Source organism: Paenibacillus sp. Pae15 (assembly GCF_024519685.1).
Taxonomy (GTDB): domain Bacteria; phylum Bacillota; class Bacilli; order Paenibacillales; family NBRC-103111; genus Paenibacillus_G; species Paenibacillus_G naphthalenovorans.
Genome location: NZ_JALJRM010000004.1, coordinates 152,053 through 175,920, shown reverse-complemented (window position 1 = coordinate 175,920; position 23,868 = coordinate 152,053). Strand labels below are relative to the sequence as shown.

The 23,868-nt window shown below is 49.3% G+C and carries 24 protein-coding genes and 1 pseudogene; 8 read left to right on the top strand and 17 right to left on the bottom strand.

The features are described from left to right. Positions 1-8: 8 nt before the first annotated feature. On the bottom strand, positions 9-2,411 hold the full coding sequence (locus NR121_RS05115) for a DUF7408 domain-containing protein (protein WP_256830784.1): 2,403 nt from the start codon (positions 2,409-2,411) through the stop codon (positions 9-11). Between the two features lie 144 nt (positions 2,412-2,555). Here NR121_RS05115 and NR121_RS05110 point away from each other — a divergent pair, with 144 nt between their 5' ends. Beyond that, positions 2,556-3,236 (top strand): SMI1/KNR4 family protein, encoded by a 681-nt coding sequence (locus NR121_RS05110; protein ID WP_074727370.1) that lies wholly within the window; start codon positions 2,556-2,558, stop codon positions 3,234-3,236. Positions 3,237-3,507: 271 nt separating this feature from the next. Then, positions 3,508-4,236 (top strand): YwmB family TATA-box binding protein, encoded by a 729-nt coding sequence (locus NR121_RS05105; RefSeq protein ID WP_062410656.1) that lies wholly within the window; start codon positions 3,508-3,510, stop codon positions 4,234-4,236. Positions 4,237-4,364: 128 nt separating this feature from the next. Here NR121_RS05105 and NR121_RS05100 read toward each other — a convergent pair whose 3' ends face one another. The 8 genes from NR121_RS05100 to fdhF all read right to left on the bottom strand — a co-directional run bounded on the left by NR121_RS05100 (position 4,365) and on the right by fdhF (position 10,731). Then, complete coding sequence (locus NR121_RS05100) at positions 4,365-4,775, bottom strand: hypothetical protein (protein ID WP_054817388.1); 411 nt, start codon at positions 4,773-4,775, stop codon at positions 4,365-4,367. Positions 4,776-5,016: 241 nt separating this feature from the next. Further along, entirely contained in the window at positions 5,017-5,319 is a 303-nt protein-coding gene (locus NR121_RS05095) for a hypothetical protein (RefSeq protein ID WP_054817387.1), read from the bottom strand. 85 nt (positions 5,320-5,404) lie between these two features. Then, a complete protein-coding gene (locus NR121_RS05090; RefSeq protein ID WP_062410655.1) occupies positions 5,405-5,992 on the bottom strand; it encodes a TetR-like C-terminal domain-containing protein in 588 nt (195 codons plus the stop codon). A gap of 36 nt (positions 5,993-6,028) precedes the next feature. Then, positions 6,029-6,730 carry an MBL fold metallo-hydrolase gene (locus NR121_RS05085; RefSeq protein ID WP_062410654.1) on the bottom strand — a complete coding sequence of 234 codons (702 nt, stop codon included), beginning with the start codon at positions 6,728-6,730 and terminating at the stop codon, positions 6,029-6,031. 121 nt (positions 6,731-6,851) lie between these two features. Then, positions 6,852-6,995, bottom strand: a complete 144-nt coding sequence (locus NR121_RS05080; protein ID WP_160327408.1) for a hypothetical protein — start codon at positions 6,993-6,995, stop codon at positions 6,852-6,854. A gap of 47 nt (positions 6,996-7,042) precedes the next feature. Beyond that, entirely contained in the window at positions 7,043-7,270 is a 228-nt protein-coding gene (locus tag NR121_RS05075) for a heavy-metal-associated domain-containing protein (protein ID WP_054817386.1), read from the bottom strand. Between the two features lie 25 nt (positions 7,271-7,295). Further along, complete coding sequence (locus NR121_RS25250) at positions 7,296-7,778, bottom strand: helical membrane plugin domain-containing protein (RefSeq protein WP_074727372.1); 483 nt, start codon at positions 7,776-7,778, stop codon at positions 7,296-7,298. Next, on the bottom strand, positions 7,753-10,731 hold the full coding sequence (fdhF, locus tag NR121_RS05065) for a formate dehydrogenase subunit alpha (protein WP_074727373.1): 2,979 nt from the start codon (positions 10,729-10,731) through the stop codon (positions 7,753-7,755). The genes NR121_RS25250 and fdhF overlap by 26 nt, the downstream gene beginning before the upstream one ends. A 134-nt stretch (positions 10,732-10,865) precedes the next feature. Here fdhF and NR121_RS05060 point away from each other — a divergent pair, with 134 nt between their 5' ends. Then, positions 10,866-11,537, top strand: coding sequence for an SOS response-associated peptidase (locus tag NR121_RS05060; RefSeq protein WP_054817384.1), 672 nt, complete (start codon positions 10,866-10,868; stop codon positions 11,535-11,537). A 59-nt stretch (positions 11,538-11,596) separates the two neighbouring features. Here NR121_RS05060 and NR121_RS05055 read toward each other — a convergent pair. The 5 genes and pseudogenes from NR121_RS05055 to NR121_RS05035 all read right to left on the bottom strand — a co-directional run bounded on the left by NR121_RS05055 (position 11,597) and on the right by NR121_RS05035 (position 15,975). Further along, positions 11,597-12,729: pseudogene (locus NR121_RS05055) on the bottom strand (NADH-dependent flavin oxidoreductase). Between the two features lie 93 nt (positions 12,730-12,822). Next, positions 12,823-13,473, bottom strand: a complete 651-nt coding sequence (locus NR121_RS05050; protein WP_054817383.1) for a DsbA family oxidoreductase — start codon at positions 13,471-13,473, stop codon at positions 12,823-12,825. A 223-nt stretch (positions 13,474-13,696) separates the two neighbouring features. Next, the gene (locus tag NR121_RS05045; protein ID WP_054817382.1) at positions 13,697-14,110 is read right to left on the bottom strand and encodes a DoxX family protein; all 414 of its coding nucleotides are present in this window, start codon (positions 14,108-14,110) and stop codon (positions 13,697-13,699) included. Between the two features lie 33 nt (positions 14,111-14,143). Continuing rightward, positions 14,144-14,911, bottom strand: a complete 768-nt coding sequence (locus NR121_RS05040) for a DODA-type extradiol aromatic ring-opening family dioxygenase (protein WP_074727377.1) — start codon at positions 14,909-14,911, stop codon at positions 14,144-14,146. 137 nt (positions 14,912-15,048) lie between these two features. Continuing rightward, positions 15,049-15,975, bottom strand: coding sequence for an MBL fold metallo-hydrolase (locus NR121_RS05035; RefSeq protein ID WP_054817381.1), 927 nt, complete (start codon positions 15,973-15,975; stop codon positions 15,049-15,051). Between the two features lie 150 nt (positions 15,976-16,125). On the opposite strand from NR121_RS05035, the gene NR121_RS05030 reads away from it, so the two are divergent. Then, complete coding sequence (locus tag NR121_RS05030; protein WP_235594379.1) at positions 16,126-17,739, top strand: catalase; 1,614 nt, start codon at positions 16,126-16,128, stop codon at positions 17,737-17,739. Between the two features lie 141 nt (positions 17,740-17,880). Here NR121_RS05030 and cdaS read toward each other — a convergent pair whose 3' ends face one another. Beyond that, complete coding sequence (gene cdaS, locus NR121_RS05025) at positions 17,881-18,495, bottom strand: sporulation-specific diadenylate cyclase CdaS (RefSeq protein WP_062410645.1); 615 nt, start codon at positions 18,493-18,495, stop codon at positions 17,881-17,883. 175 nt (positions 18,496-18,670) lie between these two features. Here cdaS and NR121_RS05020 point away from each other — a divergent pair, with 175 nt between their 5' ends. Beyond that, complete coding sequence (locus NR121_RS05020) at positions 18,671-19,222, top strand: DJ-1/PfpI family protein (protein ID WP_062410644.1); 552 nt, start codon at positions 18,671-18,673, stop codon at positions 19,220-19,222. A 143-nt stretch (positions 19,223-19,365) separates the two neighbouring features. Here NR121_RS05020 and NR121_RS05015 read toward each other — a convergent pair whose 3' ends face one another. Further along, positions 19,366-19,626: a metal-sensitive transcriptional regulator gene (locus NR121_RS05015; RefSeq protein WP_054817380.1), complete on the bottom strand. Its 261-nt coding sequence runs from the start codon at positions 19,624-19,626 to the stop codon at positions 19,366-19,368. Positions 19,627-19,833: 207 nt separating this feature from the next. Between NR121_RS05015 and NR121_RS05010 the strand changes: the two genes are divergently transcribed. From NR121_RS05010 to NR121_RS05000, 3 genes are read left to right on the top strand one after another with little or no spacing between them, the layout of a single operon-like run. After that, entirely contained in the window at positions 19,834-21,363 is a 1,530-nt protein-coding gene (locus NR121_RS05010) for a spore germination protein (RefSeq protein WP_074727381.1), read from the top strand. A gap of 15 nt (positions 21,364-21,378) precedes the next feature. Beyond that, complete coding sequence (locus tag NR121_RS05005; protein ID WP_054817379.1) at positions 21,379-22,458, top strand: Ger(x)C family spore germination protein; 1,080 nt, start codon at positions 21,379-21,381, stop codon at positions 22,456-22,458. Position 22,459: 1 nt separating this feature from the next. Continuing rightward, complete coding sequence (locus NR121_RS05000; protein ID WP_062410643.1) at positions 22,460-23,581, top strand: GerAB/ArcD/ProY family transporter; 1,122 nt, start codon at positions 22,460-22,462, stop codon at positions 23,579-23,581. Here the strand turns inward: NR121_RS05000 and NR121_RS04995 are convergent. Continuing rightward, the gene (locus NR121_RS04995) at positions 23,556-23,867 is read right to left on the bottom strand and encodes a YnfA family protein (protein ID WP_373864985.1); all 312 of its coding nucleotides are present in this window, start codon (positions 23,865-23,867) and stop codon (positions 23,556-23,558) included. The genes NR121_RS05000 and NR121_RS04995 overlap by 26 nt on opposite strands. Between the last annotated feature and the right edge of the window lies 1 nt (position 23,868).

Sequence of the window (23,868 nt, the reverse complement as noted above, 5' to 3'; positions counted from 1 at the left end):
AGGCGTGGTCATCGTTTCACCGTTCCTTCCAAAGACACTTGCGGATAACGGAAGCTCAGATCCTGCGTCACCGTAGCCTTCAGCCTAATCGTCCGGCCTCCGATCAGCATATCGTTCTGCCGGCCGTCCTGCAGCACGAACACCGAACGCAAATCAAGCGGATCCCAATCCTTCCTGGCCTCGTTCCATATTTGCAGCGATAAATAAGGCGGCAAGCCTCCGGCGCTCTGAATGCGAAGCGTATCGTACTGTGCCCCCGGAATGACCGGGAGGTTATATTCGAACGTGAAATCGCCGCTGCCGGCAAACATGTTGCCGTCCGGCTCGCGATGCATCTGCTGCAGATTGTTCTGTACAATGGACGGACTCAAATATCCGTAAGGGATGGAGATCTTGTCTCCCTGCACCACTTGAAGCTTCACTTCCTGCACCCACATGTTCAGTTGGTCGGATTGCGCCTTCCGGCCGTTGACCTGATACAACGATTCGTTATCCTTGCTCCAACCGATGATCATAGTTTCACCGCCTGCACCGGTGTTCCACAGCCTGTTCATGTAGGCATTGACCATTTGCCGCTCCCGGTTGAATACATCCGGCCCTCCGGTATGGTTATATGGAAACATCAACTGGCCGAAATCGATATAGCCTTGCAGTATCGTATTGATGCTGCCGCCGATCGTTTTTTTCTCTCCCGCCTTCAAATCGCCGACGGCAAACAGCTGGCGGTTATAGATCAAGCTGACGTTCGTTAAGTCCGACTTGGTTTGGTTCGTCACTTCGCCTTTGATTCCGTTTTGGTCAATGCTCGCCGCCACATCAAATTGGCCAAGAGGCTCGCTTTCCGCATGCTCCACCTGAGCTTTGCGGACGGACCAGTAAGGCACATCCGTCCACACAAGACGTGCAGCTTCATCCATGTACAAATATTGATCGGTTGCCCCGGCCAGTTCGCCATTCTGATTCATCGATCCGCGGTTTTCACTGAACGATACCACTTTAGCCGATTTCGGCAGCTGAAGCTCATAGGTTCCGCCGCTTGGAACGAATACCGCCGTTGCCGCACTTCGCGTGCCTTGGCCATTCCCGCTGAGCTCCAGCGTATTCAGCGTGTGAGTCATTACGGAGCTTTTGTCCGAGGCGCCTACGCTAAATATACCGATACTGGAGATGATGGAAAGGACGGGAATGATGACCCAGGCCCATTCGCGTTTATCCAATCGTTTCAGCAGTAAATATAACAATGGCGCCGCTATCAGGACGTACACCAGAAACAGCGTCAGCAATAAAAAGAAGGATGGCATCCTCATCGACGGGAAAAAATCGAGAATATACTGCAGGTCCCAGTACCGGTTCATGATATTGGTCTGGAATCCGTTCTTAGCCGCGGAGGTAACCAGGTGGGGTTGAAGCACCTGCTCCCACAGCTTCGGATTGCCCGTCCATGATGCCAGCGGCTGCAAGGATAAATCGTATCCTGCGTACCAGACCCGGCCTTTTTCCACCTCTTTGCTCACAAGCAGCGGAACCTGTCCTTCCTGCGCAAGCACATTCCCGGACTTCACCGCAGCGGAGGACACCGTAAACGGCTCCGTCAGGGTCAGCTCTTTGGCCGCCAAGTTCTCCAGAGAGCCCAGCTTGCTTAAAGAGATCGTGCCTTGGTAAGTGACTGGAGACAGGCTTTCGAATGCTTTGGCCGTCTTGGCATATCCCGCGCCGCCGGCCAGAATCAAGCTTCCCCCTCTGGCCACCCAGCCGTTAATCGCCTGTACCTGCTCCGGACTGAGCTGGTCGGTAGCTATATCATTAATCGCAATCGCATCCAGACCGTCCAGCATCATGGTTTCCGCGGGAAAGTCCGCCACATTCAAGCGGGATACACTCACGTCATAGCCCTGCGTATTCAATAGAGACAAAAAATTCAGCGTATCGGGATCGCGTGCCAGCACCCCTACCTGGGTAGAACGCACGCTTACCGTTTCAATATAATTGCTGCCTTTTGAGATCGGCACTAATGTCCCGCCTTCTACCGGACCCTGATAGAGCTTCACGACATTATTGCGGCTGTTCAGGGTCATGCCCGGCAGCGCCATCCATACGGTTTTCGTGCTCTGCCTGGGCAGCTCGACGTGCTTCACGTAGGTGATATCCTTGCCTCCCGTCTGACTTGCCACTTGTACGACCAAATCACCGCTTATATCCTCATGTGGACTGGTCAGCGTGAATTTGACAGGAAACCATCGGCCTTCCTTCATTTTTCCGTCGATGCCCGTCTGAATTTGCAGTTCGACTCCGGAAGCAGCCGGCGCTGCGCCAACCGTTCCTGCCATGATTTGAAAGGTCATGCAAAGCGCAAGCAGCAGGAGCAGCAGCCGACGGACCCCCTTTATTCTCTCTGATCGTAACCCTTCCATTGCGATCCTCCTAAGCATCGTATTATCCGCATAAATCCTATGACGAGAAAGCTCATTTAAAAGTTGCTGCTATAAAGAAAAGTTTGGAATGAAACTGGAAATCCCTCCTTTTTTTCAATACTATTAATTTGGAGGAGTGAAGCCATGAGTATGAGATACCTGTTTCATATACTGATGAGTATACGGGACGGAAACCCTTCAACCGCTAAAGACTATCGCATGCCGGAAGAGCAGTTTCGCGCTGACGTCGAGTCCAAGCTCGGCAGGAGGCTTCCGGAATCGATGCGCAGCGTGCTTAGCGGTTTCTCGAAACAGGTGAGGTTTCATTGGTTTTTAGACGAGTCGGAGCGTCTTGTCCTGCGAAAAAATGCCCGGACTTATCAAAGCGACAACGAAAACGTGCCTGAATTCAAGGAAAGGTCCATCTACAGCGGCGGTTATTTGGACTGCGGGCTGTGGGATCTGGATCAACTGACGGCTTTGGAGCAGCTCAGGGAGGATCTGGACTACCTTGACGAGAACGGCTGCAGAACCCATTGGGCCGACTCCCTGCTGTTTTGCAGCCACGGAAACGGAAGCTATTTTGGCATTGATCAAACGAGCGGAGAGGTCATTTATTTGTCCATGGACGGGATCATGCACGGCTGGCGGCTAGGTTATGATTTCGCGTCTTTTATGCATCATTGGATTCATGTCGGCTGTGCCGGTCATTGGGGGCAAGATTTCATGCTGTTCTCTTCCGCTAACGCACCGTATATCGATCACACCAGCGATCATGCTCTGCTCGTGAAGCAGTGGCTCGGGATACAGCACTTCGGGTCCTAGATTATTTGCCGCAATCATGACAAAAAAGGGGATGGCGGATGTCCCTGATCTGTGGAGCAGACTGTGGATCTCAAATAAGGAGGAATAGCCGTGAAACAACCAAAAATACTAGACGGTATGCCGACTATGGAAGAGGTAAGGAACATCATGGGTACGTCACGTTAAACGGCAAGAGGAAGGACGATTCTCGTAATCTATCAATCGATGTTTAAAGATTGCCAGATTGGGTCATCCTTAGAGTATGTCAAGTATTCACGGGAGGTCCGGTATCATGAAATCCAGATGGTTTTTTATAGGGATGATCATAGCTGCACTATTGATTTGGAAGGGATTCGATGTCAGCGCCAATGCGAAATCTGACGCTCAGCGGCTGCTATCGTTATCCGACCGGGTCATGGAAGGTAATAAAAAGGTGCTTATCAAACAATTCAGCCCTTATTCCACGTTCATAAATAAAGAGGATTTTGCCGAGACAGCCGCGGAATTAAGCACGGTATTCGGTCTGCCTGTCAATCATCAGCTTGCGCATGAGGCCGATCATCTGGCATACAAAACGACGAAGACACTGCATGACGTAGTGCTTTCCTTGCTTTATACGGGCACCCTGCAGGACCGGTCAGCGTACCTTGTCCTCAGCCTGGAAACGGATAGCGAAACAGGGTTGGCGCACATTTTGGAGCTGCAGCAAGAGCTTGAGCAAAAAATGGCTTCCTTGAACATGCCGGTCCAGTGGAATGTGATGGTTCAAGGGGAGCTGCGGGGAAAACATGCGGCTGCAGGCGAATTTCTGCAGCGGCTGCCGCAGCTGTTGAATGCGGCAGAAGTAGAACGCTATACGGACAACGGGACGGTCAGCGTCTCTTATTTTTCTCGCGATCTTAAGGCCCGACTGCTTACGGGAGAACGGCAAATGAACCTTCAGGCAGCCGTCCATGAACATTCCGACACGGGCAAACAGAGAGTCACCTTGGGCGTTCCGGTCATCACCATGGAATATTGAGTGAAGCGGCTGAATCCATGCACTCGGCGGATGCTGGATTGAAAATCGGCTTGGCAGCGCAGTCGTCAGGCAGCGGAGCCGCATAAAAAAAACGTCCCCTTGACGGGGACGGTCAGCCGTGAGCGGTTCTATTGCTGTGAATTCGATGAATTGGACGACCTCGAAAGGAGGTCCATCGACCAGTCGATCATCCCGTTCATCATCGTTAAGATGAGATTGACGGCATCTTCGTCGCTCATCGGCTTAGTGGAGGATTGCTGGGCAATATAATTGTTCATCTTGTTCTCCAATTGGCTCGTTAAATCTTTGAGCTTGCTGAAATCGTTGGCCAGATCGGAGATGCTATTGCCATTGGAACCCCCGGAACTGGCGGAGCTTCCGCCGCTATCCTGTGAATCTTGGTTAGAAGCTTGTTGTCCTTGATTTTTTTTCGCCTGCTGTTTCAATAATGCCTTGATTTGCTCCAGTTCTTCCGTCAAATACTGGTTTTGTTCGGCTAATTGATCCATCTGGCCTTTCAGTTCGCGGTTACTGATCATCGTCTGACTCCTAACATACTGGATGATGTTTATAACGTAACCAAAATATTAAGTATTATCCGTTTCCGGTGTTCTGCCGGTGGCGGATTTGCCCGCCTTATCCCCATACGCCGTAAAAAAAGGCGCAAAAAAAAAGAAAAGCTTCTTGTAGAAGCCTTTCGGGCAAGAACCATTCGGTCCACAGAAAGCTTGGCCGCAAAAACGTAATCGGCCACCCGACAGCGTCTGAAGGCCGGAGCCTTTAGACACGCTGGCGGAGGTTCATGATGTTTATGACGGATACGATGCTCCCGCCGATCCGGGTCACGAAGCCGACAATCGGAATCCAGCTGACCAGTGAAAGCACGACATTAATGATGGTCATCACGAGGGTTCCATTAGAGGTCAATAACGCAATGATCAAGTTAACGACCGCCAGCGGAACGACCCAAGTACCCGACCAGGCGTATGCCAAAGGAATCATACCGATCAAATAACCGGCAGCAATTCCGATCTCGGATATCAACTGTATAAGGTTTAACAATCTAGCCGTTTGCGGATTCATTAAACTCACCCTTCCTATTTTACCCTGCAGATACATCCATATTATACAATTTCTGCACCTAGCCCGCTACAAAGGAAACGAAAACTCATCCGAATGTTTTCCCGCCCGGTTTCATTTTATGGATTCCGGCCAAAAAGGTATCGAGCAAAAAACGAAGGCTCACATGGAGGTCGAGCGGGAGTCCGAAGCCTCCACGCTGCTCAAGCGAGGCGAAGCCGTGGAGAATACTGCGCAAGCCTCGTACAGCGTGAAGCGCCGCTTCCCCCTCCAGATCGTAAGCCCTCAGCACGCGTACGACCAGATCCACGATTTCCGCTCCCGCCTTTTGGACGTCAGGGTCCTGCGGCTCGGGCGCGCGAAGGGTCGCTTCATACAATCCGGGATGGGTTTTGGCAAAAGCTACATAAGCTTCACCGAGCGCTCGCACCGCCTCATCTCCTGCGCGTCCTACCGCAGCGCGCGTCAATACGATGCGGAGCTGCTCGAGGCCATGGATCGCGAGCTTTTTGCGCAAGTCGTGAAGCCCGTTCACATGATTGTAGAGCGACGGGGGGCGAATCTTTAATTTGCCGGCAAGCGAGGCCAGAGTCACTTCATCGACGCCTTGCGTATCGGCAATTTCTGCAGCGGCTTGTATAATGGTTGGCAAGTCGAGGCCGATTCTTGGGGACATACCATTTGCTCCTTTACTAGAACGATTGATGATGCTTCAGATTCCGCCTGCTTCAGCAATAACGCGATCCATAGCGGCTTCGGGCTCCCTCAGCATGCGTCCGTGACCCACCGCAAGCAGCGAAGGACGGTAGTCCCTCAGCTTGAGTACGCTCTCTAGCGCCGCCTGCTTATTCCATGTAGCCCAGGCAGGAAAAGGGAACCATGGCCGAAGCTGTCCGGCTGCCGCAATACCGCCCCTGGTCTGCAAGGCATCGCCGGCGATGAGCGCATGCGTGCGCGTATCGAGAAAAGCCATCGAGCCCGGCGTATGCCCCGGCGCCGCTACAGCAAGCAGTGAACCGATCCGGTCTCCTTCCTGAAGACGAACGTCCTCCCTCGTCCGAACTTTACCCGAGATGCCGCCGCGAATTGGGGTATCCGGCTCGCCGGGCTCCAACGTGCGGTCTCCGGCAAGCAGCCGCGCATCCCTTGCGGAAATATGCACGGGAACATCGGGAAGCACTTGTTTGAGCGCGTCGAGAGCGCCTACGTGATCATCATGCGCATGGGTCAATACGATCCGGGTGATCGGCTTGCCGATCTGAGCGGCCGCCTGCATAATTCCCTTTGAGCTGTAAGGCAGTGCGGCATCCACCAGCGTCAAACCGTCATCTTCCTCCACCAAATAACAGTTCACGGGGAAAATGCGGGACAAAAACGTCAATTGGTATAAGCTATTTTCCCGAATGATTCTCATGGAACCATCTCCTTGTCACAAAAACTAATGATATTAGTTTTAATATAACTAACATTATTAGTTTATGCAAGTGCAAAAAGGACTGCCTCACGCTTGAGCAGCCCTTTTCCTTATCACTGCGCTATTTTTCCTCATCCTGCAGCCCGGATAGGTCAGGCGGCTGCCGATCCGTCACACAATTTGCACAAACGTGGAGATGATCGTTTGGAGCAATCCACTCCCCGGAATCTTCGATACTTCCGCAAACTTCACAGATGATGGGCATACGTCATTTCCTCCTGCCATATTTCGGGTACGTCAATCATGCAAATGTTATTCCGCAACGCCATCCTCCGTCTTGATTTCATACCCCAATTCATGAACGGCCTGCTCGAAATCACGAAAGGAGGCAGCCGTCTCGTCATAGGTAAATGTAGCCTTTTTTTTACTTAAGCTGACCTCCACGCTGTCGACACCCCAAACCTCATGCAGGGCGCGTCGGACTTTATTGACATCCTCCTGGTCATCCATACCTTGAATGACTACCGTTTTTGTAATCATGTCTGCTGCACCCCGTTCATCACCGTTACTGAGATTCCTTCAGCCCTTTGCCCATCCCCTGCAAAAATTTCGTCATCATGGATAGCGATGCGCCGGCTTCGGGTTCGCGCAATGTTTTGATGATCTCCCATAATCCCTGCTTCTTGGTTGGCGAATCGTCGGCGGCATATTCTACGCCGGCGGACAAGCCGTGAAAAATCGTTTGAAGCTTGTCCGGATCCAATCGGCTCAAAAATTGAACGGCCCCTATCGCATTCTTTATGATTCGATGAGCACCGGGTTTATTCAACTGATGGATCCCGATGGAAGCGATTTGTTCGCTGTTTTTCAATATTCCCTGAATCGCATCCAGCACGCCCAGCCGGTCCAGTTCCTGGAGGATATCCAGCAATTTGACCAGCGGCTCGGGAGAGCCCGCGGCAGCTTGTACGATGTGCCGAACCGCTTGTGCCTCTTTCTCCGCCTGATCGGGTATGTGCTTTTCAATGTTGGTAATCGCCTTCGCCACGGCTGTCCCCCCCGTCAATGATCTCCGGAATCGGCGTATAGTCGGAACGCTTCCACTTTTCCTCTATCTTTACGCCGAGCTGCGGTACACGATGCCCAAAACGATGGTTCACGGGCGGAAGCGGCCGCTTCCCCTTCGGTTCCAATACTTCCATCTTCACTCCCATTTCTTTGAAATTCGGCGTGTGCGTAATCCGGTCGTGATAGCTGCTCGTCAAACGATTCACCGCAGACAGGTCTTCCGCCGAATTCATCGTCATATACAATTCATTGCCTTTCACCCGGTCCGTCACCTCCACCCGCACCTCCACTTTGCCATAGGGCGAGGTAAGACGAACCAATGCGCCATGATCAATGCCGCGTTCTTTAGCCAGTTCAGGCGATACCTCCACCCATTCGCTAGGCACCTTATGCGATATCCCTTTGGATTTGTAGGTCATGTTTCCTTCATGGAAATGCTCAAGCAATCGGCCGTTGTTCAAATGCAAATCGAATTCCTCTCCAGCTTCATACGGCGGTGTCCATTCCACCGGGAACAATCTGGCCTTTCCGTCGGGAAACGCGAACTTCTCCGTGTATAACAGAGGTGTATCCGTTCCGTCGGCCGCCACGGGCCACACCAGGCTCTTCCAGTCTTCCAGCCGTTCATAACTGACCCCTGCAAAAACAGGCGCGAGGCTTGCCGCCTCATCCATCAGCTCGGACGGATGCTTGTAGTTCCAATTAGCCCCAAGACGGTTAGCCATCTCTTGAATGATTTCCCAATCGGGCTTGGAATCGCCAAGAGGCTCGAACACCTTGTAAAAGCGCTGAATCCTTCTTTCCGTGTTGGTGAATGTCCCGTCCTTTTCAAGACTTGGCGCCGCGGGAAGCACCACATCGGCAAACTGGGCGGTTTTGGAAAAGAAAATATCCTGAACCACGAAAAATTCCAGCTTTTCGAATGCGGCCTGCACGTGATTCGAGTTGGAATCGACAAGCGCCATATCTTCCCCGAACAAATACAAGGCCTTCAGCTTGCCGTCATGAATCCCTTCGACCATCTGGTGGTTGTTCATACCCGGTTTTTCCGGAAGCTTCACGCCCCATGCCCGCTCATACCGGGCCCGGACGGTGTCGTTTTGTACAGCCTCATAGCCCGGAAACCATGCCGGCATCGTCCCGAAATCACAAGCCCCCTGAACATTGTTATGTCCCCGCAGAGGATAGGCCCCTGTACCTGGGCGCCCATAATTTCCTGTAATTAGCAGCAGATTGGATATCGCCGTGCTGGTATCCGTCGCCCCCATATGCTGGGTAATCCCCATGGCCCATAAAATACACGTCGCTTTGGACTCATGAATCATGGTTGCGATTCGAACGATCTCGTCTTTGGTTAGTCCGGTTTGCTCTTCTGCATAATCCAGCGTGTATAGGTCCAGGGATTTTATGTATTCCTCGAAACCGTTCACCCGTTGGTTGAGGAATTCTTTATCTTCCCATCCTTGCTCCAGAATGTACCTGGTCACAGCAGACAGCCAAATTAAATCGCTGCCCGGTTTGGGGCGAAGAAAAAGGTCCGCTCTCTCCCCCAATTCATGCTTTCTAAGATCGACGACCACCAATTTCTGGCCGTGGAGCTTATGAGCCCGTTTGACCCGCGTAGCCAGTACAGGATGAGATTCCGCCGGGTTCGCTCCGACCACCAACACCAATTCCGCACTGGCAATATCCACAATGGTTCCGGAATCGCCGCCGATTCCCACTGTACGCATCAGCCCCGCCGTAGCCGGAGACTGACAATAACGCGAGCAGTTATCTACGTTGTTCGTTCCCATCACAGCCCGGGCAAACTTTTGAAAGATGAAATTCTCCTCATTGCTGCATTTCGAGGAAGCAATATAGCCGATCGAATCGGGGCCATACGTTTCCTTCATTTCTTTCATTTTGCCGGCAATCAAGGTCAGAGCCTCATCCCATGTCGCCTCGACAAACGTATCCCCTTTGCGAATTAACGGCTTCGTTAATCTCTCTTCGCTGTTGACAAAATCCCAGCCGAACTTGCCTTTGATGCATGTCGAAATTCCGTTGACCGGGGCTTCCGCCTGCGGCTCGATTTTGAGAATTTTCCGGTCTTTGGTCCACACTTCAAAGCTGCACCCGACCCCGCAATAGGTACAAACGGTCTTGGTCCGCTTGATGCGGGATGTCCTCATCGCCGCTTCGACTTCCGAGATGGCAAAGATCTCCTGATACCCCGGTTCCACATTTTTGGTCAAATCAATCATCGGCAAAAGGAGAGTATTCGGGAGCCCCGTCAAATACCCCGCTTCACCCAGCATGGATTTTTCCATTAACGCATTGCACGGGCATACGGTTACGCAGTGTCCGCACGACACACAGGAGGACTGATCGATAGGAACCCCGTTATCCCACAGGACCCGCGGTTTTTCCAGACTCCAGTCAATCGTTAACGTTTCATTCACTTGCAGATCCTGGCACGCTTCAACGCACCGGCCGCAAAGGATGCATTGATCCGGCTCATAGCGATAAAAAGGATGCGAGTTGTCCGGAGGGTAAGGTTTCGGCGAAAATTCGTATTTTTGATGCTCGACCTGCAAATATTCCGCCGTATTATGTACGGTGCAGTTCCCGTTGTTATTGTCACAAACGGTACAGTACAGCTCATGATTTTCCAAAATCCGCTGCATGGCCTCCATTTGGGCGTCCTTGGCCCGCTTGGACTTGCTGTAGACCTTTAACCCGGGTACAGCCGGAGTGGCACAGGCCCGTTTTAATTCACCGTCTACTTCCACCATACACGTATCGCACGATTGAATCGCACCCAAGTTGGGATGATAACAGACGTGCGGGATGTAATCCTCGTTCGCTTTGGCTACCTCCAAAATCGTTTGATTCGGGGTACAGGTATATTCCTGGTCATTAATCCGAATAGCAAATGTCGGGTCCTTCATATACACACCACCTCTTATAGCTCTCCTATTGCCCATATGGTTTCCGAATTATAGAAAATCTAAACTCCATTTCAAAAAGAACAGGGGGCTGTAGTATAATAGACAGAAAACCACTGTGGTATGACGGAGGCTTTATGTGCGGCAGATATACGCTTACCGTTACGTTGGATGAATTGATGGTCCATTTTTACTCCAGCTTATCCGGTTCGGTCCGGCATCAACCCCGGTTCAACATCAGTCCTTCCCAGACGGTTTTAGCCGTCATCAACGACGGGGTCCATAACCGGATAGGACCGTTGAAGTGGGGGCTCATTCCCTCTTGGTCCAAAGACGATAAAACGGCGCTCGCCAATGCCCGCGCCGAAACCTTGAAGGACAAGCCGGCATTTAAAGTTCCGTTTGCAAGAAAAAGATGCCTGATTCCTGCAGACAGCTTTTTTGAGTGGAAAAAGACGGAGGCGGGCAAGCAGCCGATGAGAATCATGCTGAAATCGGGAAAGCTCTTTAGCATGGCCGGCCTGTACGAAACATGGATTGCTCCCGATGGGCAGAAGATCAATAGCTGTACCATTATTACAACACAGGCGAATTCGCTGGTTGCCGGCATTCATCACCGGATGCCGGTGATTTTAAGCCCGCAGGATGAGGCCGTTTGGTTAAACAGGAATATACACGACCCGGAGGCGGCGCTTATGCCTCTTCTCAAACCTTATCCTGCAGAGGAAATGAAGGCCTATCCTGTTCCTTCATTAGTAGGAAATGCCAGGAACGATGTTCCCGAATGCATACAGCAGCTTGCTCCTTAAGAGAACCTCATATCAGGTAAAAAAATAGACCCGCAAGCCGGCAGCTTGCGGGTCTATTTTTATTTAGAGGAAGATTCAACGACAGGGAACCATCCCGGTGTGTTTATAATCGCTTGCCAAAGCGGGTCGGGAATGACCAAACGCTGCTGATCGTCCTTTGTCAGGGTCGTCGCGATTTCGCTTTCGCGGCCCTGCTCCACTTTTTCTACCCAATCCGGTTCTACGATTAATTCACGTCCGAGTGCGACCAGAGGAACGACGCTCAAAGCCTTCGCCGCATCAGCCGCGGTATGGATCGAGCCTACCCCAATCACAGGCACCCGATCTCCTGCGCGTTCTTTGATGATTTCGATACGGGATCTTGTATCCTCTACTCCACGTCTTGGCTTTGACCAGAAATCCATCAGAGAAACGTGGAGATAGTCAAGCTCCTGATCCGCCAGAGCATCCACTAATACCAAGGTTTCCGCCATCGTAATACCAGGCGTCTCCTCTTCTTCCGGTGAAAAACGGTAGCCTACAATGAACGGCTCCTTGGCATGCAAAGCCACGGCTTTCTTGACTTCCTTCACAACGGCCAGAGGGAAGCTCAAGCGCTGCTCAACGCTGCCGCCCCAGCGGTCGGTCCGGCGGTTCGTATGCGGTGAGAAAAATTGCTGAATCAAATAACCGTTCGCTCCATGGATCTCTACGCCGTCAAATCCGGCTTCAATCGCTCTTCGCGTGGTTTCTCCAAAGGCCTTGACAATCGACTCCACTTCCGAATCCGTAAGCGGTCTGGGGGCTTTGGCGCCTTCCTGGTTCATGGCTACATCGCTTGCGCTGACGATATCGCCGTTAGGCACTAATTCCGGCGGACATGCCCGGCCGCCGTGGAAGATTTGCAATACGGCTTTGGCGCCTTGCTCTTTGATTGCAGTGGCCAGGCGGCGTAAGCTGGGGATCATCTCGTCGGTGTCCGCACCGAATTCTCCCGGAAACCCTTTGCCGTTGGCCGTTACATACGTACATGCCGTAATGACCATACCGACTCCCGAGGATCTGCGGATGTAATACTTTATTTCATCGTCCGTGACGTACCGTCAGGATTGGAGGAGAAATTGGTCATCGGAGCAAGAACCACGCGATTTTTCAAATGAATTCCGCTTCTGAGAGTAAAGGATTCGAATAACGGCTTAAACTGTTCTTTCATCTATAGGGCCTCCTTTTTCGTCTTAAGACAAAATGCAATTGCTATTCTTTGCTGCCGGTTTGAATGCTATTCCGGCCTGCCATCGGGCGCGGATTAACAGCCATCGATTCCGCAGGCCATGCCTTCGGCAAAATCCAGCAGCCTCGGCTTCTTCGCAAGCTCTTCTTCAATAACCTTTTCGAGCGATGCTTTGGAACGGACCCCTTGAAGGATCGTTTCTCCAATCACCATCGTAGGAACGGCTGTAATTTGCGCCTCTTGAACCGCATGCTCCAAGGCCTTCCGGTGAATTTCCCGATATTTGCGGGTTTCTAAAGCCTGGCGGAATTCCTGCTCATTCAGCCCCAGCTCACCGGCCAATGAGGTCAGCACATCGATTTTACCGATATCCCGCTCCTCTTGGAAAAAGGCCTTGAACATCCGATGCGTGTAGGCATTGCCCTTCCCATGCTCCTTGGCATATTGATACCCTTCAAACGCCAAATGGGTATACGGCTGCGGCGAAACCTTGGGTAATACCATTTGCAAACCGTATTGGGCCGCCATGGGATACACAGACTGGTTCCAAACGCTGGGTAAATATTCGTCTTCCGGCCGAAGCGTAGGGTTTGGATAGGGACGGAGCTCAAAAGGCATCCATTCGATCTCTACATCCTTGCCTTTGACGGCCTCTTCCAACGGAACCTCCGCTATATAACAAAACGGACATACGTAATCGGAATAGACTTTGATTTTAAGAGTCATAGGATTCCCCCCTTCACATCCGCATTAGAGCACTAGAGCACCAAAAAGCCATATCCTCCCCATATTCATATTAAAAATAGGTTACTAATTTTTAATTAGTTCATGGTAAATCATATACCTTATTGAAGCCAATGTCAAACAGATGGACGGGAGACCGCGATCTCACTAAAAAAGAAAAGGCCCCGCCCATGGGCAAGAACCTCCATCTGTATGATTACGATTTTTAAGCAGCATTCTTTGGATTTGAGCCGAACAGGCTTCCCAACGAGTATAAACGGCTTCCGTTCAATGCGAGATAAATCGCCATGGCCAGAAAAGCCAAATCCAATTCATAGCCGGGCATTTGGCCATTCCCGGCAAAGCCTGCCGCCAATTTCACCAATAGGATGGCCCCTACCATAATCAGAGCAAACAATACCGATACGATACGGGTCCCGATTCCAACAATAAGCGCTATACCGCCAACCAGTTCAATGACGGCCACGGCATAAGCGGCAAATCCGGGCAGGCCGATACTTTGGAACCATCCGGCGATGTTATCGATACCGCTCTGAAACTTGATCCATCCGTGAACCAGGAAAGAAATCCCCAGTACCAATCTCAAAATAAGCGAACCCGCTTCATGTTTTGTACTCATTGATTCATACTCCCCCAAGAAATAGACGTTTCATCAAAATTGATAGCTTAAATAACTTAATGTTCCATGGTCATAGCTTCGATGAATGACCTTCGGTGTGTTTTGCGGATTTCCACTGCCCATCGCAATAAAAAACGGAACGAAATGCTCCGGTCTGGGCACAGCCTGACGGGCATACGGAGCAAGCTTTTCATAGTTGAAAAGCGACTCCAGGTCTCTTTTTTCTACCTTATCTATCAGCCAGTCATCAAACGCAATAGCCCAGGGCTCAGGAGCCGATTGCCCCCAATGAATCATCCTTAAATTATGAACGGTTACCCCGCTGCCGATCACCAGAATGTCTTCTTCTCCCAGCTCCCGAAGGCATTCGCCAATCCGGAATTGTTTGTCCGGCGACAGATAGGGATGAACGGAAATTTGCACCACCGGAATATCGGCTTTTGGATACATGCGATATAATAAAGTCCATGAACCGTGATCCAGCCCTCTTGATGTATCCTTTTTCACCGGGATTCCCTGTTGTTGGAACCGCTCTTCGACCTTTGAGGCGATGGTTGTAGAACCTTTGGCCGGGTATTTAATCTGATACAGCGCATCGGGAAATCCGCCGAAATCGTAAATGGTGTCGTATGTGCCGTCCAGGGACGAAATGGTGAGAACCTCGCTTTCCCAATGCGCGGTAAAAATCACGATCGCCTTGGGCTGCACCTGCCGGGACAAGGTATTCAGAAAGCCGCTGTAGACCGTATCTTCTATGGCGAGCATCGGCGACCCGTGCGCTAAAAATAAAGCCGGAACCATAACTCAACCCCCTCCTTACGTATAATTTATATAGTTACTTTATGTAAGCTAATATATATTAATAATAAATTTGTGTCAAGTAATTAATTTTTAAAGCGTAACCCCGCCTCCAAAGAAGCGGGGTTATCTGCATGATGCTAAGTGATCCAATATGACTCGCCCAATGCCATCACTTTTAACCTATCCTTATTTAACCGCAGCCGGTCCCATTCTTTAAACAGCCGTTCCAAAGCTTCCGGTCCTGTATCGTCCGCAAGCCGGTACGCCCCGTAATGCATCGGAATACACGTCTTGCCCTTCAGTTCCAGGAAGGCTTTGACCGCATCCTCCGGATTGATATGGGAAATAGACATAAACCACTCCGGTTCGTAGGCTCCGATAGGCATTAAGACAATATCCAGCTCATAACGGTCGGCTATATCCTTAAACCCTCTGAAGTAGCCGGTATCCCCTACGAAGTAAACCGATTGGTTCGTCTTCGGATGCTCTACAATCCATCCTCCCCAATGAGACGTATTGATGTCGGACAGCGTTCTTCTTGTCCAATGCTGTGCAGGTACAAAAGAGAGGCTTACCCCGTTATGCGTAAACCGGTCCCACCAACTCGCTTCAATGACGTTACGGTACCCTCTGCGGGTAAAGGCCCGTTTCAATCCTATCGGAACATAAAATGCAGGCGATCCTTTGAGCTTCCTGATCGAGCCGAAATCCAGATGGTCGTAGTGGCCGTGGGATATTAAAACGATGTCGATTTCCGGAAGCTGTCCGATCGGAATGCCCGGCTCTGTCAATCTGCTGCCAAAGCCCATCCGCTTGGCCCATACCGGATCCGTTAAAATATTCAGTCCCTGCATTTGAATCAAAAAGGTGGAGTGCCCTATCCAGGTAATAGAAAATGAAGTCCGGTTTTCTTGTATTCTCTTTATGTCCTTATGTTCCGCCTGAGGAATGAGTGTGGATAAATCTTTTATTTTGGCTTTTCTCTCTTTGTACCATCGGACCATATCAGAAAATGTATGTGTATTTTGTACGCCGTCATAATTTTGATATCTGGTTTTTTTCATATTTCCCCTGTCTCCGTCTGTAAAGGATGTGTGACTATTCTCATTATATCGGTTCGGAACGAAAAACTTAAATGCATAAAAACAGCTTCAAAGGCAAAACATGGTTCTGTACAACGATCACAATGGAGGTTGGATTTGATGGATGGAAATATGACCAGCGGAACAAATATAGAGGGCACGGGCGGGCCTGCCGATCAAAGGTTGGGTACGAATGAGAATGAGATGACTTTAACAAACCGCCAAGGCCATCCCATAGCCGATAATCAAAACGTACGAACCGTAGGCAGCCGTGGTCCCGTAACTCTGGAGAACTACCACCTGCTTGAAAAAATATCCCATTTTGACCGCGAAAAGGTTCCGGAAAGAGTCGTTCATGCGCGCGGAGCAGGCGCCCATGGCTATTTTGAAGCCTACGGCAAGGTAGGAGATGAGCCGATCGCCAAATACACCCGCGCGAAGCTTTTTCAGGAAGCCGGGAAGCGGACGCCCGTATTCGTCAGGTTCTCCACGGTCATACATGGAAGGCATTCGCCCGAAACGCTCCGCGACCCGCGCGGTTTTGCCGTAAAGTTCTATACGGAGGATGGAAACTGGGATTTGGTCGGCAATAACCTGAAAATATTTTTCATCCGCGATCCGTTGAAGTTTCCGGATATGATACATGCCTTCCGTCCTGACCCCGTCAGCGAAATTTCAAATCCGGAAAGGATGTTTGACTTTGTCTCGAATTCGCCGGAGGCGACCCATATGATTACTTTCGTCTTCTCTCCGTGGGGGATACCTGCGAATTACAGAGAGATGCAGGGCTCCGGCGTCAACACCTACAAATGGGTCAATGCGGAAGGGCAAGCGGTTTTAATTAAATATCACTGGGAACCCAAGCTTGGCATCCGCAATCTGACCCAAAAGGAAGCCGAGGCCATCCAAGCAAAAAATTACAGTCATGCTACGCAAGACCTTTATGAAGCGATCGAGCGCGGCGATTATCCGGAATGGGAGCTGTACGTTCAAATGATGAGCGATGACGAGCATCCCGAGCTCGATTATGATCCTCTGGATCCGACCAAACTATGGGACCGTGAACAATTTCCTTTTCTTCCGGTCGGTAAAATGGTGCTCAATAAAAATCCGGAAAATTATTTTGCCGAAGTGGAACAGGCGGCTTTCGGCACGGGCGTATTGGTCGACGGACTTGATTTCTCCGATGACAAGCTGCTTCAAGGACGCACCTTCTCCTATTCCGATACGCAGCGCTATCGGGTGGGCACCAATTATTTGCAGCTTCCTATCAATGCGCCCAAAAAGCGGGTAGCCACCAATCAGCGCGACGGTCAAATGACGTATTTCGTCGATCGGGCACCCGGACAGTCTCCCCACGTCAATTATGAGCCTTCCTCCCTGGGCGGCTTGCAGGAGGTAACCAGACGGGGCAAAGAACATCAGCCTGCCTATAACGCGAAGCTGGTCCGGCAAAGAATCGAACGAGCCAATGACTTTAAACAAGCGGGAGAAACGTATCGCAAATTCGAGCCATGGGAACGCGATGAATTAATCAGCAACCTGGTCGACGCCTTGAAGGTGTGCAATCCTCAGATCCAACAAAAGATGATCGAGCATTTCACCCTTGCCGATCCCGAGTATGGCAGCCGGGTTGCGGAAGGGCTTGCGAAGGCAAAAGCCGACCCGTCTCATATGGGCTCCGACACCGCCAGAACGTCCATGGAACTGGCGGAAGAATTGGGACAACGTACGGATGGATATTGACTGTCAGGACAAAGGACACCGAAAGGTGTTCTTTTACATTTGGATTGCGATGTAAACAAACAGGCGACCGCCTCCAGTGAAGCACCGAAGTATCGATCGCCTGAATCTTTTATGATAAAAAATAATACCTATGCGAATTTTTTAATCTGATGATTCCGTGGCAAAAGCATACATATTTCCTTCAATGCTGAAAGACGCCTTCCCGGTCTCTTCAGAAACGACGATGACAAACGCATCACTTCGTTCCGTCAGCCCCAGTGCGGCCCGATGCCTGGTGCCAAGCTTCCGGTCTGTCACCAGATTCGTTAATGGGAGCACATTTGCCGCGGAGGCAATTTTATTCCCCTGTACCAGAACGGCTCCGTCATGCAAAGGCCCTCCCGGCACAAAGACAGATTCCAATAAAGAGCAGGTTAAGTTTGCATCAATGGAAACACCCGGTGTAATCAGCCGTTCAAGCGCATCCTCCCGTTGGATTACAATAAGGGCACCATGCCGCCGTTGAGAGAGATTCCGGACGGAATACGATATTTCGGAGTACTTGTCGGTATAAGAAGATATATAACATTTCAAATAAAAGGATGCGGCAAGCGATTCAATCCTGTTGATTTCTCCGCCTATTTGTCCGAACTCGTTTAAAATGCAGGTCTCTTCTTCGTCCAATCCATTTAACGTTTGCTGCATTTTGCCTATAAGGGTTTGAATTTTTTCTTTGAGCTCCAATTTCAGAGAAGAAAAATCACAGTCTTTTTCCATTATTGTCACTATCCTTTGTTTTCTGCGGAGTTGTTATAAACCTATAATCCCCAGGTTCACCGCTGCTATACACAAAAAACGCGCATAGGTTTTTACATTTACAAGCATGATAAGAGGTATTGAAGCAGGTACATTTGCTTCTATTTCTGGGTGTATAACGAATGGAGGTTATGTTTTGAGCAAAAAAGTGCTGATTGTTTCCGGAGATGCGGTAGAAGCTCTCGAAATATTTTATCCGTATTACCGCTGCCTCGAAGAAGGATTTGATGTCACGATCGCTTCCCCTTCTGTCAAAAAGCTGCATACCGTAAGCCACGATTTTATTGACGATATGGAAACGTTCGTGGAAAAACCCGCTTACGGCATTCAATCCGATACGGCTTTTGCAGATGTGAATCCCGCGCAATATGACGGCTTAATCATTCCGGGAGGACGCGCTCCGGAATATATCCGTATGAATGAAGCGCTGCCGAAGATTGTCCGCCACTTTTTTGAGCAGGATAAACCTGTGGGCGCGATCTGCCATGCGGCGCAGATTCTTACGGTCATTCCGGATGTAATGAAAGGCCGGGAATACACTGCGTTTACAAATTGCAAGCCTGATGTGACGGTATGCGGGGCGACTTATATTGATGAAGGATTACATACGCACCGAAATCTGGTTTCAGGCCGCGCTTGGCCCGACCTGCCCGGCTTCATGCGGGAGTTTATTAAGCTGCTGAGATAAAAAACGAAAGCGGGCCATCCTTCGAGTAAAGCTTGCTTTGCAGACAGGGTGGCCTGCCGTAATGGATTCGTATGATGGGGGATTCAAACAAAGGTTTTTCCGTTTGCCCGGCAGAATTTTGGTTTGGACTGCGGCGTAAGACGTTACCTGCTCTTGATCAGCAGTTCCACGGCCTCTTGAACCAGCTTGCCGGTGTCTCTGCCGGATTCCTTTTCTTCAAGAATGCATTGTTCCAGATTGACTGCTACGATATAAGCCATCGCTTTATCCACCGCACTGCGCACCGCCGACAATTGACTGACGACATCCTTGCAATTTTTCTCTTCTTCTATCATCTTCAACACACCGCGAACCTGTCCTTCCACCCGGCGCAGGCGTCTTTTAATGTCATCATCGTAATTCATGACCGTCATCCTCCCATACCCATATAGGTTCATTATACCCGAATTGGCGGAACTCGTCTCCCGATAAATACTTGGACTCTCAACATACCTGTACCCTGGAGGAGCATATGAAGCAGAAGCTTAATTATAAGGCTGAGCATACATAATTAAATTCCAAGTTCATCATCCTATAGATAATCATTGATTTTTTACCTTGGGAGTGGTGAAATGTTTTTCAAAAAATGGCTTCAAAACAATAAGCATAAGCAGCAACCGGCAACCCCCCAAAGTATGGACGACTTATTAACCCTGCTTAAACGATCAAGCGATTTCAGACAATTTTCTCTGACGAACGAAAAAGGATATTTGATTATCTCTTATTACCGAACTCTTGTTGATCATCAAAAACTGCAGGAACGTGTGTTGAAAGTGTTCCGGGAGCTGGCTTTGCAGCAAAGCGATATTCACCGGATTGACGATATCACGAATATCATTCCTATTGAAGATATTGTGATTACAGAGGATACAGAGATGATCGAGTCCAAGCTTCTTCAGGGATACGGGATGCTGCAGCTCAAAGCATCTGACCGCAGATGCGCCATGATCCAATTATTTCATGAAAATACCGGGCTTCGTGATCAGAACGAAGCTGAAAATGAATTCAGTGTCGTAGGGCCCAAGATCGGCTTTGTCGAAAATATTGAGATTAATATTCATTTATTAAGACAGCACATCAATTCATCCCAACTCATCATCAAAGAAATGAATATCGGATCGATGTCCCATACGAAAGTGATCATCATTTATATTGAAGGCGTGACGAATGAACACCATGTGCAAACGATGACCGAACGACTGCAAAATATTGATTATGATGTTGTTTTTGATTCCTCCCAGCTTCATCAAATTATATCCGACAATAGCTTGACGCCCTTTCCGCTGGCTTTGACCACGGAACGTGTCGACAGAGCGGTCTGGTCACTCATTACCGGACAGGTGGCTGTGCTCAGCAACGGATCGCCATATGCCATCACGGCCCCTGCCACACTGCTGGATTTTTTTATCTCACCTGAAGATTACTATTTACCTTGGTTACTTGCTTCTTTTTTTCGCGTAATACGTATTTTCGGGGCTTTGTTCTCCATCTTTGCCAGCTCCATCTATATCGCCGTTCTAACCTACCATTATGAAATGATTCCAAGGGTTTTGCTGGGTCCCCTTAACTTTTCGCGTCATAACGTTCCTTTTCCGCCTGTGTTAGAGGTCTTCTTTTTGGAAATTACGATTGAGCTTTTACGTGAAGCCGGAGCCCGGTTACCTGCAAAAGTAGGACAAACACTCGGTATCGTAGGCGGTATCGTTATAGGGCAGGCCTCCGTCGAGGCTGCCCTGACAAGCAATGTACTGCTGATTATCGTGGCTTTATCCGCCCTGGCTTCCTTTACTACGCCTATTTTTAAAATGTCGAACACCATACGCTTTCTGCGTTTTCCCTTAATTATATTTGCTTCGATATGGGGCGGATTAGGCATCGCGATAGGAATCAGTTTTTTGCTCGTCCATCTCTCACGGTTGGAATCATTAGGCTCACCCTATACTGTTCCTTTATATCCCTTCCGGCCAACCGATTTCAAAGACAGCATCATCCGCTCTTCTTTAATGGTGATTGCCAAAAGACCGGCCCATTTACGAACGCGGTCCATTTGGAGATATCATCCAAGCCGCGAACAACAAAATAAAAATGAGTTTGATGAATAACCGGAGTGGTTCCCTATGATAAAAATAAACCCTTATTTTCTCTTGATGATGAGCTGCATGATTTTTCTAACCGGGTGCACCAGTCAAAGGATCGTCGATAAAATTCAGGTTATACAAGGGATCGGATACGATGTAGTTGATGACAAAATTAAAGGGACCGTGATCTATCCTATTTTCGAGGAAAAGGGCAAGAGCCGGCTCAAGATATATGAGACCGAATCGAATTCGTATCATGATATCCTCCCCAGGCTAAATTCAAAATCTGCGTTTCCGATCGAAATAGGCCAATTACGCATGATTTTGTTTGGAAGCACGTTTGCGAAGCGAGGAATCGATAAAGTGCTATATAGCTACAGCCGGGATCCCGTAGCAGGCAGCCGGATACAAATCGGCGTTGCAGAACACCTTGCCGATGACTTTTTATTAAGGAGTAAAGAAGAGAATGTTCCTTTCCATCTAAGCAATAAAATAGTCCACAATATACAAAAAGGAAATTTGCCCGCAACCAACCTTCACGTCTTTTTGGCCAGATTATATGCGGAAGGAATGGATCCTTATTTACCCTATTTCATCATGGAGAAGAATCAAATCAAAATCGACGGGCTGGCTCTATTCAGGAAAGGAAAATTTATCCGGCCTATCAGTTTAAGGCAGTCCTTTATCTTAAAAACGTTATTGGATGGTGCCAAAAACGCGAGCTATCAAATCGACATTAAGAATAAAGGGGTGATGCAGTTGAAAAATTTGAGTGCAAAAGTTCATTTTACGATTGTGCAGACCGATCCCATACCGAAAATAGCCATTGATTTAACCATGGACACCGAAATCAAGGATGTTCCCCCGGGAACGCTTCTAACCGGAACCAAAAATCTTCGGGATCTGGAAAAGCTCATAGGCAAACATTTTAACGATGACATCCGGAATTTAATTTCACTGTTCCAAAAGCATAGGACGGATCCGCTCGGGCTTGGAGATTTAGTCCGGACAAAATCGCGAAATTGGGATTACAAAAGATTTCAGGATGAGATTTATCCTCAACTGAAAACGGAAGTGAATACGAAGGTGAATATTATTCAAACGGGTGCGGGGGAATAAGGTGAAACCATTCATTGACAAACGGTTTGTAGTATCTCCTTTTTTCGTCTTTTTTCTGATTTATTCGAGCCAGGTTGATGTAGGGATGCTTACGTTTCAACGAACCATAGCGAAGAGTGCCGGTTACGATGCCTGGATGTCCGTCATCATCTGCGGATTAAGCATTCAAGCCGTCATTTGGATGATGTATCGCATTCTCGGAACCGGTAATCGCGATGTCATTCATATCAACTCATTTTGCTTTGGCCAATGGATCGGGGGAATGTTTAATCTCTGTATCATGCTGTACTATCTTTTTGCGGCATTTGTTGTATTCCGCTCGTACATTGAAGTGATCCAGGTTTGGATGTTTCCCCTGATGAGTACATGGCAAATCAGCATTATTATTCTGCTGCTCATCTATTACATCGTTTCAAGCGGATTCCGCGTGATTACCGGGTTATGTTTTTGGGGTGCCGTACTGCCTTTCCTTTTTCTGTTTCCACTCATATTTTCTCCTTTGGAATTTGCGCATTTTAACAACCTGCTCCCCTTATTCCATCACTCGGCGAAAGAAATATTCGAATCTTCCAAGTCCATGCTGTTTCAGTTTCAGGGCTTTGAAACCTTATTTATGTTCTACCCCTTTATAAAAAATGCCGAAAAATCGCAAAAATGGGCCCATTACGGAACTTTATTCAGCATATTGCTGTACCTTTTGGTGACCATTGTTACCTTTGTTTACTTTAGTGAGGGACAGCTGAAGCATACCTTATGGCCGACATTAACCCTGCTCAAGATTGCGCAAGTGCCCATCATCGAAAGATTTGAATATATTGTAGTCTCCTTATGGCTTCTGGTCGTATTGCCCACCATTACCCTCCATTTATGGTCGGCCTGCCGCGGTGTGAGAAAAATGGTGCAGTGCAAGCAGCGTATCCTGCTGTTGATTTTTTTAGTGGGTTTCGGCTTGTTAACCAATATAATAGAGGACCGCAATCTCATTAGACGATTTACCGCCGTGTACAGCGAAATCGGGTTTTATTTTATCTATGTATATATCCCGCTGCTCTTTGTTGCCGTCCACATTAGACAAAAATGGATAAAGCCGGGGACGGTCACTGACGAGGCGCCCAAAGCATAATAGAGACACCCGCGATGCAAACGATGGCTCCGATCCAGTCGTAGAGGTCAGGGGTCTTCTTGTCTATCCACCATCCCCAGACAACGGCAAGCACGACAAACACCCCGCCATAAGCGGCATAAACCCGGCCGAAGCTCGGAAAGCTCTGCAGCGTGGGAATGATGCCATACGCAATAAGCACGATGCTCCCCACGATGCCATACCAAAGCGGCTTGGACTCCCTCAGCCACAGCCATACCAGATAGCCTCCGCCAATTTCGGCCAATCCGGCAAGAACGAACAGCATG

Bases quoted from the DNA above. Each gene is read 5' to 3' on its own strand.
- NR121_RS05090 (WP_062410655.1), bottom strand. From the start codon at position 5,992: ATGTCCCCAAGAATCGGCCTCGACTTGCCAACCATTATACAAGCCGCT.
- NR121_RS05110 (WP_074727370.1), top strand. From the start codon at position 2,556: ATGAGTATGAGATACCTGTTTCATATACTGATGAGTATACGGGACGGA.
- NR121_RS05060 (WP_054817384.1), top strand. From the start codon at position 10,866: ATGTGCGGCAGATATACGCTTACCGTTACGTTGGATGAATTGATGGTC.
- NR121_RS04995 (WP_373864985.1), bottom strand. From the start codon at position 23,867: ATGCTGTTCGTTCTTGCCGGATTGGCCGAAATTGGCGGAGGCTATCTG.
- NR121_RS05115 (WP_256830784.1), bottom strand. From the start codon at position 2,411: ATGGAAGGGTTACGATCAGAGAGAATAAAGGGGGTCCGTCGGCTGCTG.
- NR121_RS05105 (WP_062410656.1), top strand. From the start codon at position 3,508: ATGAAATCCAGATGGTTTTTTATAGGGATGATCATAGCTGCACTATTG.
- NR121_RS05100 (WP_054817388.1), bottom strand. From the start codon at position 4,775: ATGATCAGTAACCGCGAACTGAAAGGCCAGATGGATCAATTAGCCGAA.
- NR121_RS05030 (WP_235594379.1), top strand. From the start codon at position 16,126: ATGACCAGCGGAACAAATATAGAGGGCACGGGCGGGCCTGCCGATCAA.
- NR121_RS05085 (WP_062410654.1), bottom strand. From the start codon at position 6,730: ATGAGAATCATTCGGGAAAATAGCTTATACCAATTGACGTTTTTGTCC.
- cdaS (WP_062410645.1), bottom strand. From the start codon at position 18,495: ATGGAAAAAGACTGTGATTTTTCTTCTCTGAAATTGGAGCTCAAAGAA.
- NR121_RS05075 (WP_054817386.1), bottom strand. From the start codon at position 7,270: ATGATTACAAAAACGGTAGTCATTCAAGGTATGGATGACCAGGAGGAT.
- NR121_RS05005 (WP_054817379.1), top strand. From the start codon at position 21,379: ATGATAAAAATAAACCCTTATTTTCTCTTGATGATGAGCTGCATGATT.
- NR121_RS05045 (WP_054817382.1), bottom strand. From the start codon at position 14,110: ATGAGTACAAAACATGAAGCGGGTTCGCTTATTTTGAGATTGGTACTG.
- NR121_RS05050 (WP_054817383.1), bottom strand. From the start codon at position 13,473: ATGACTCTTAAAATCAAAGTCTATTCCGATTACGTATGTCCGTTTTGT.
- fdhF (WP_074727373.1), bottom strand. From the start codon at position 10,731: ATGAAGGACCCGACATTTGCTATTCGGATTAATGACCAGGAATATACC.
- NR121_RS05035 (WP_054817381.1), bottom strand. From the start codon at position 15,975: ATGAAAAAAACCAGATATCAAAATTATGACGGCGTACAAAATACACAT.
- NR121_RS05010 (WP_074727381.1), top strand. From the start codon at position 19,834: ATGTTTTTCAAAAAATGGCTTCAAAACAATAAGCATAAGCAGCAACCG.
- NR121_RS05080 (WP_160327408.1), bottom strand. From the start codon at position 6,995: ATGCCCATCATCTGTGAAGTTTGCGGAAGTATCGAAGATTCCGGGGAG.
- NR121_RS05040 (WP_074727377.1), bottom strand. From the start codon at position 14,911: ATGGTTCCGGCTTTATTTTTAGCGCACGGGTCGCCGATGCTCGCCATA.
- NR121_RS05015 (WP_054817380.1), bottom strand. From the start codon at position 19,626: ATGAATTACGATGATGACATTAAAAGACGCCTGCGCCGGGTGGAAGGA.
- NR121_RS05095 (WP_054817387.1), bottom strand. From the start codon at position 5,319: ATGAATCCGCAAACGGCTAGATTGTTAAACCTTATACAGTTGATATCC.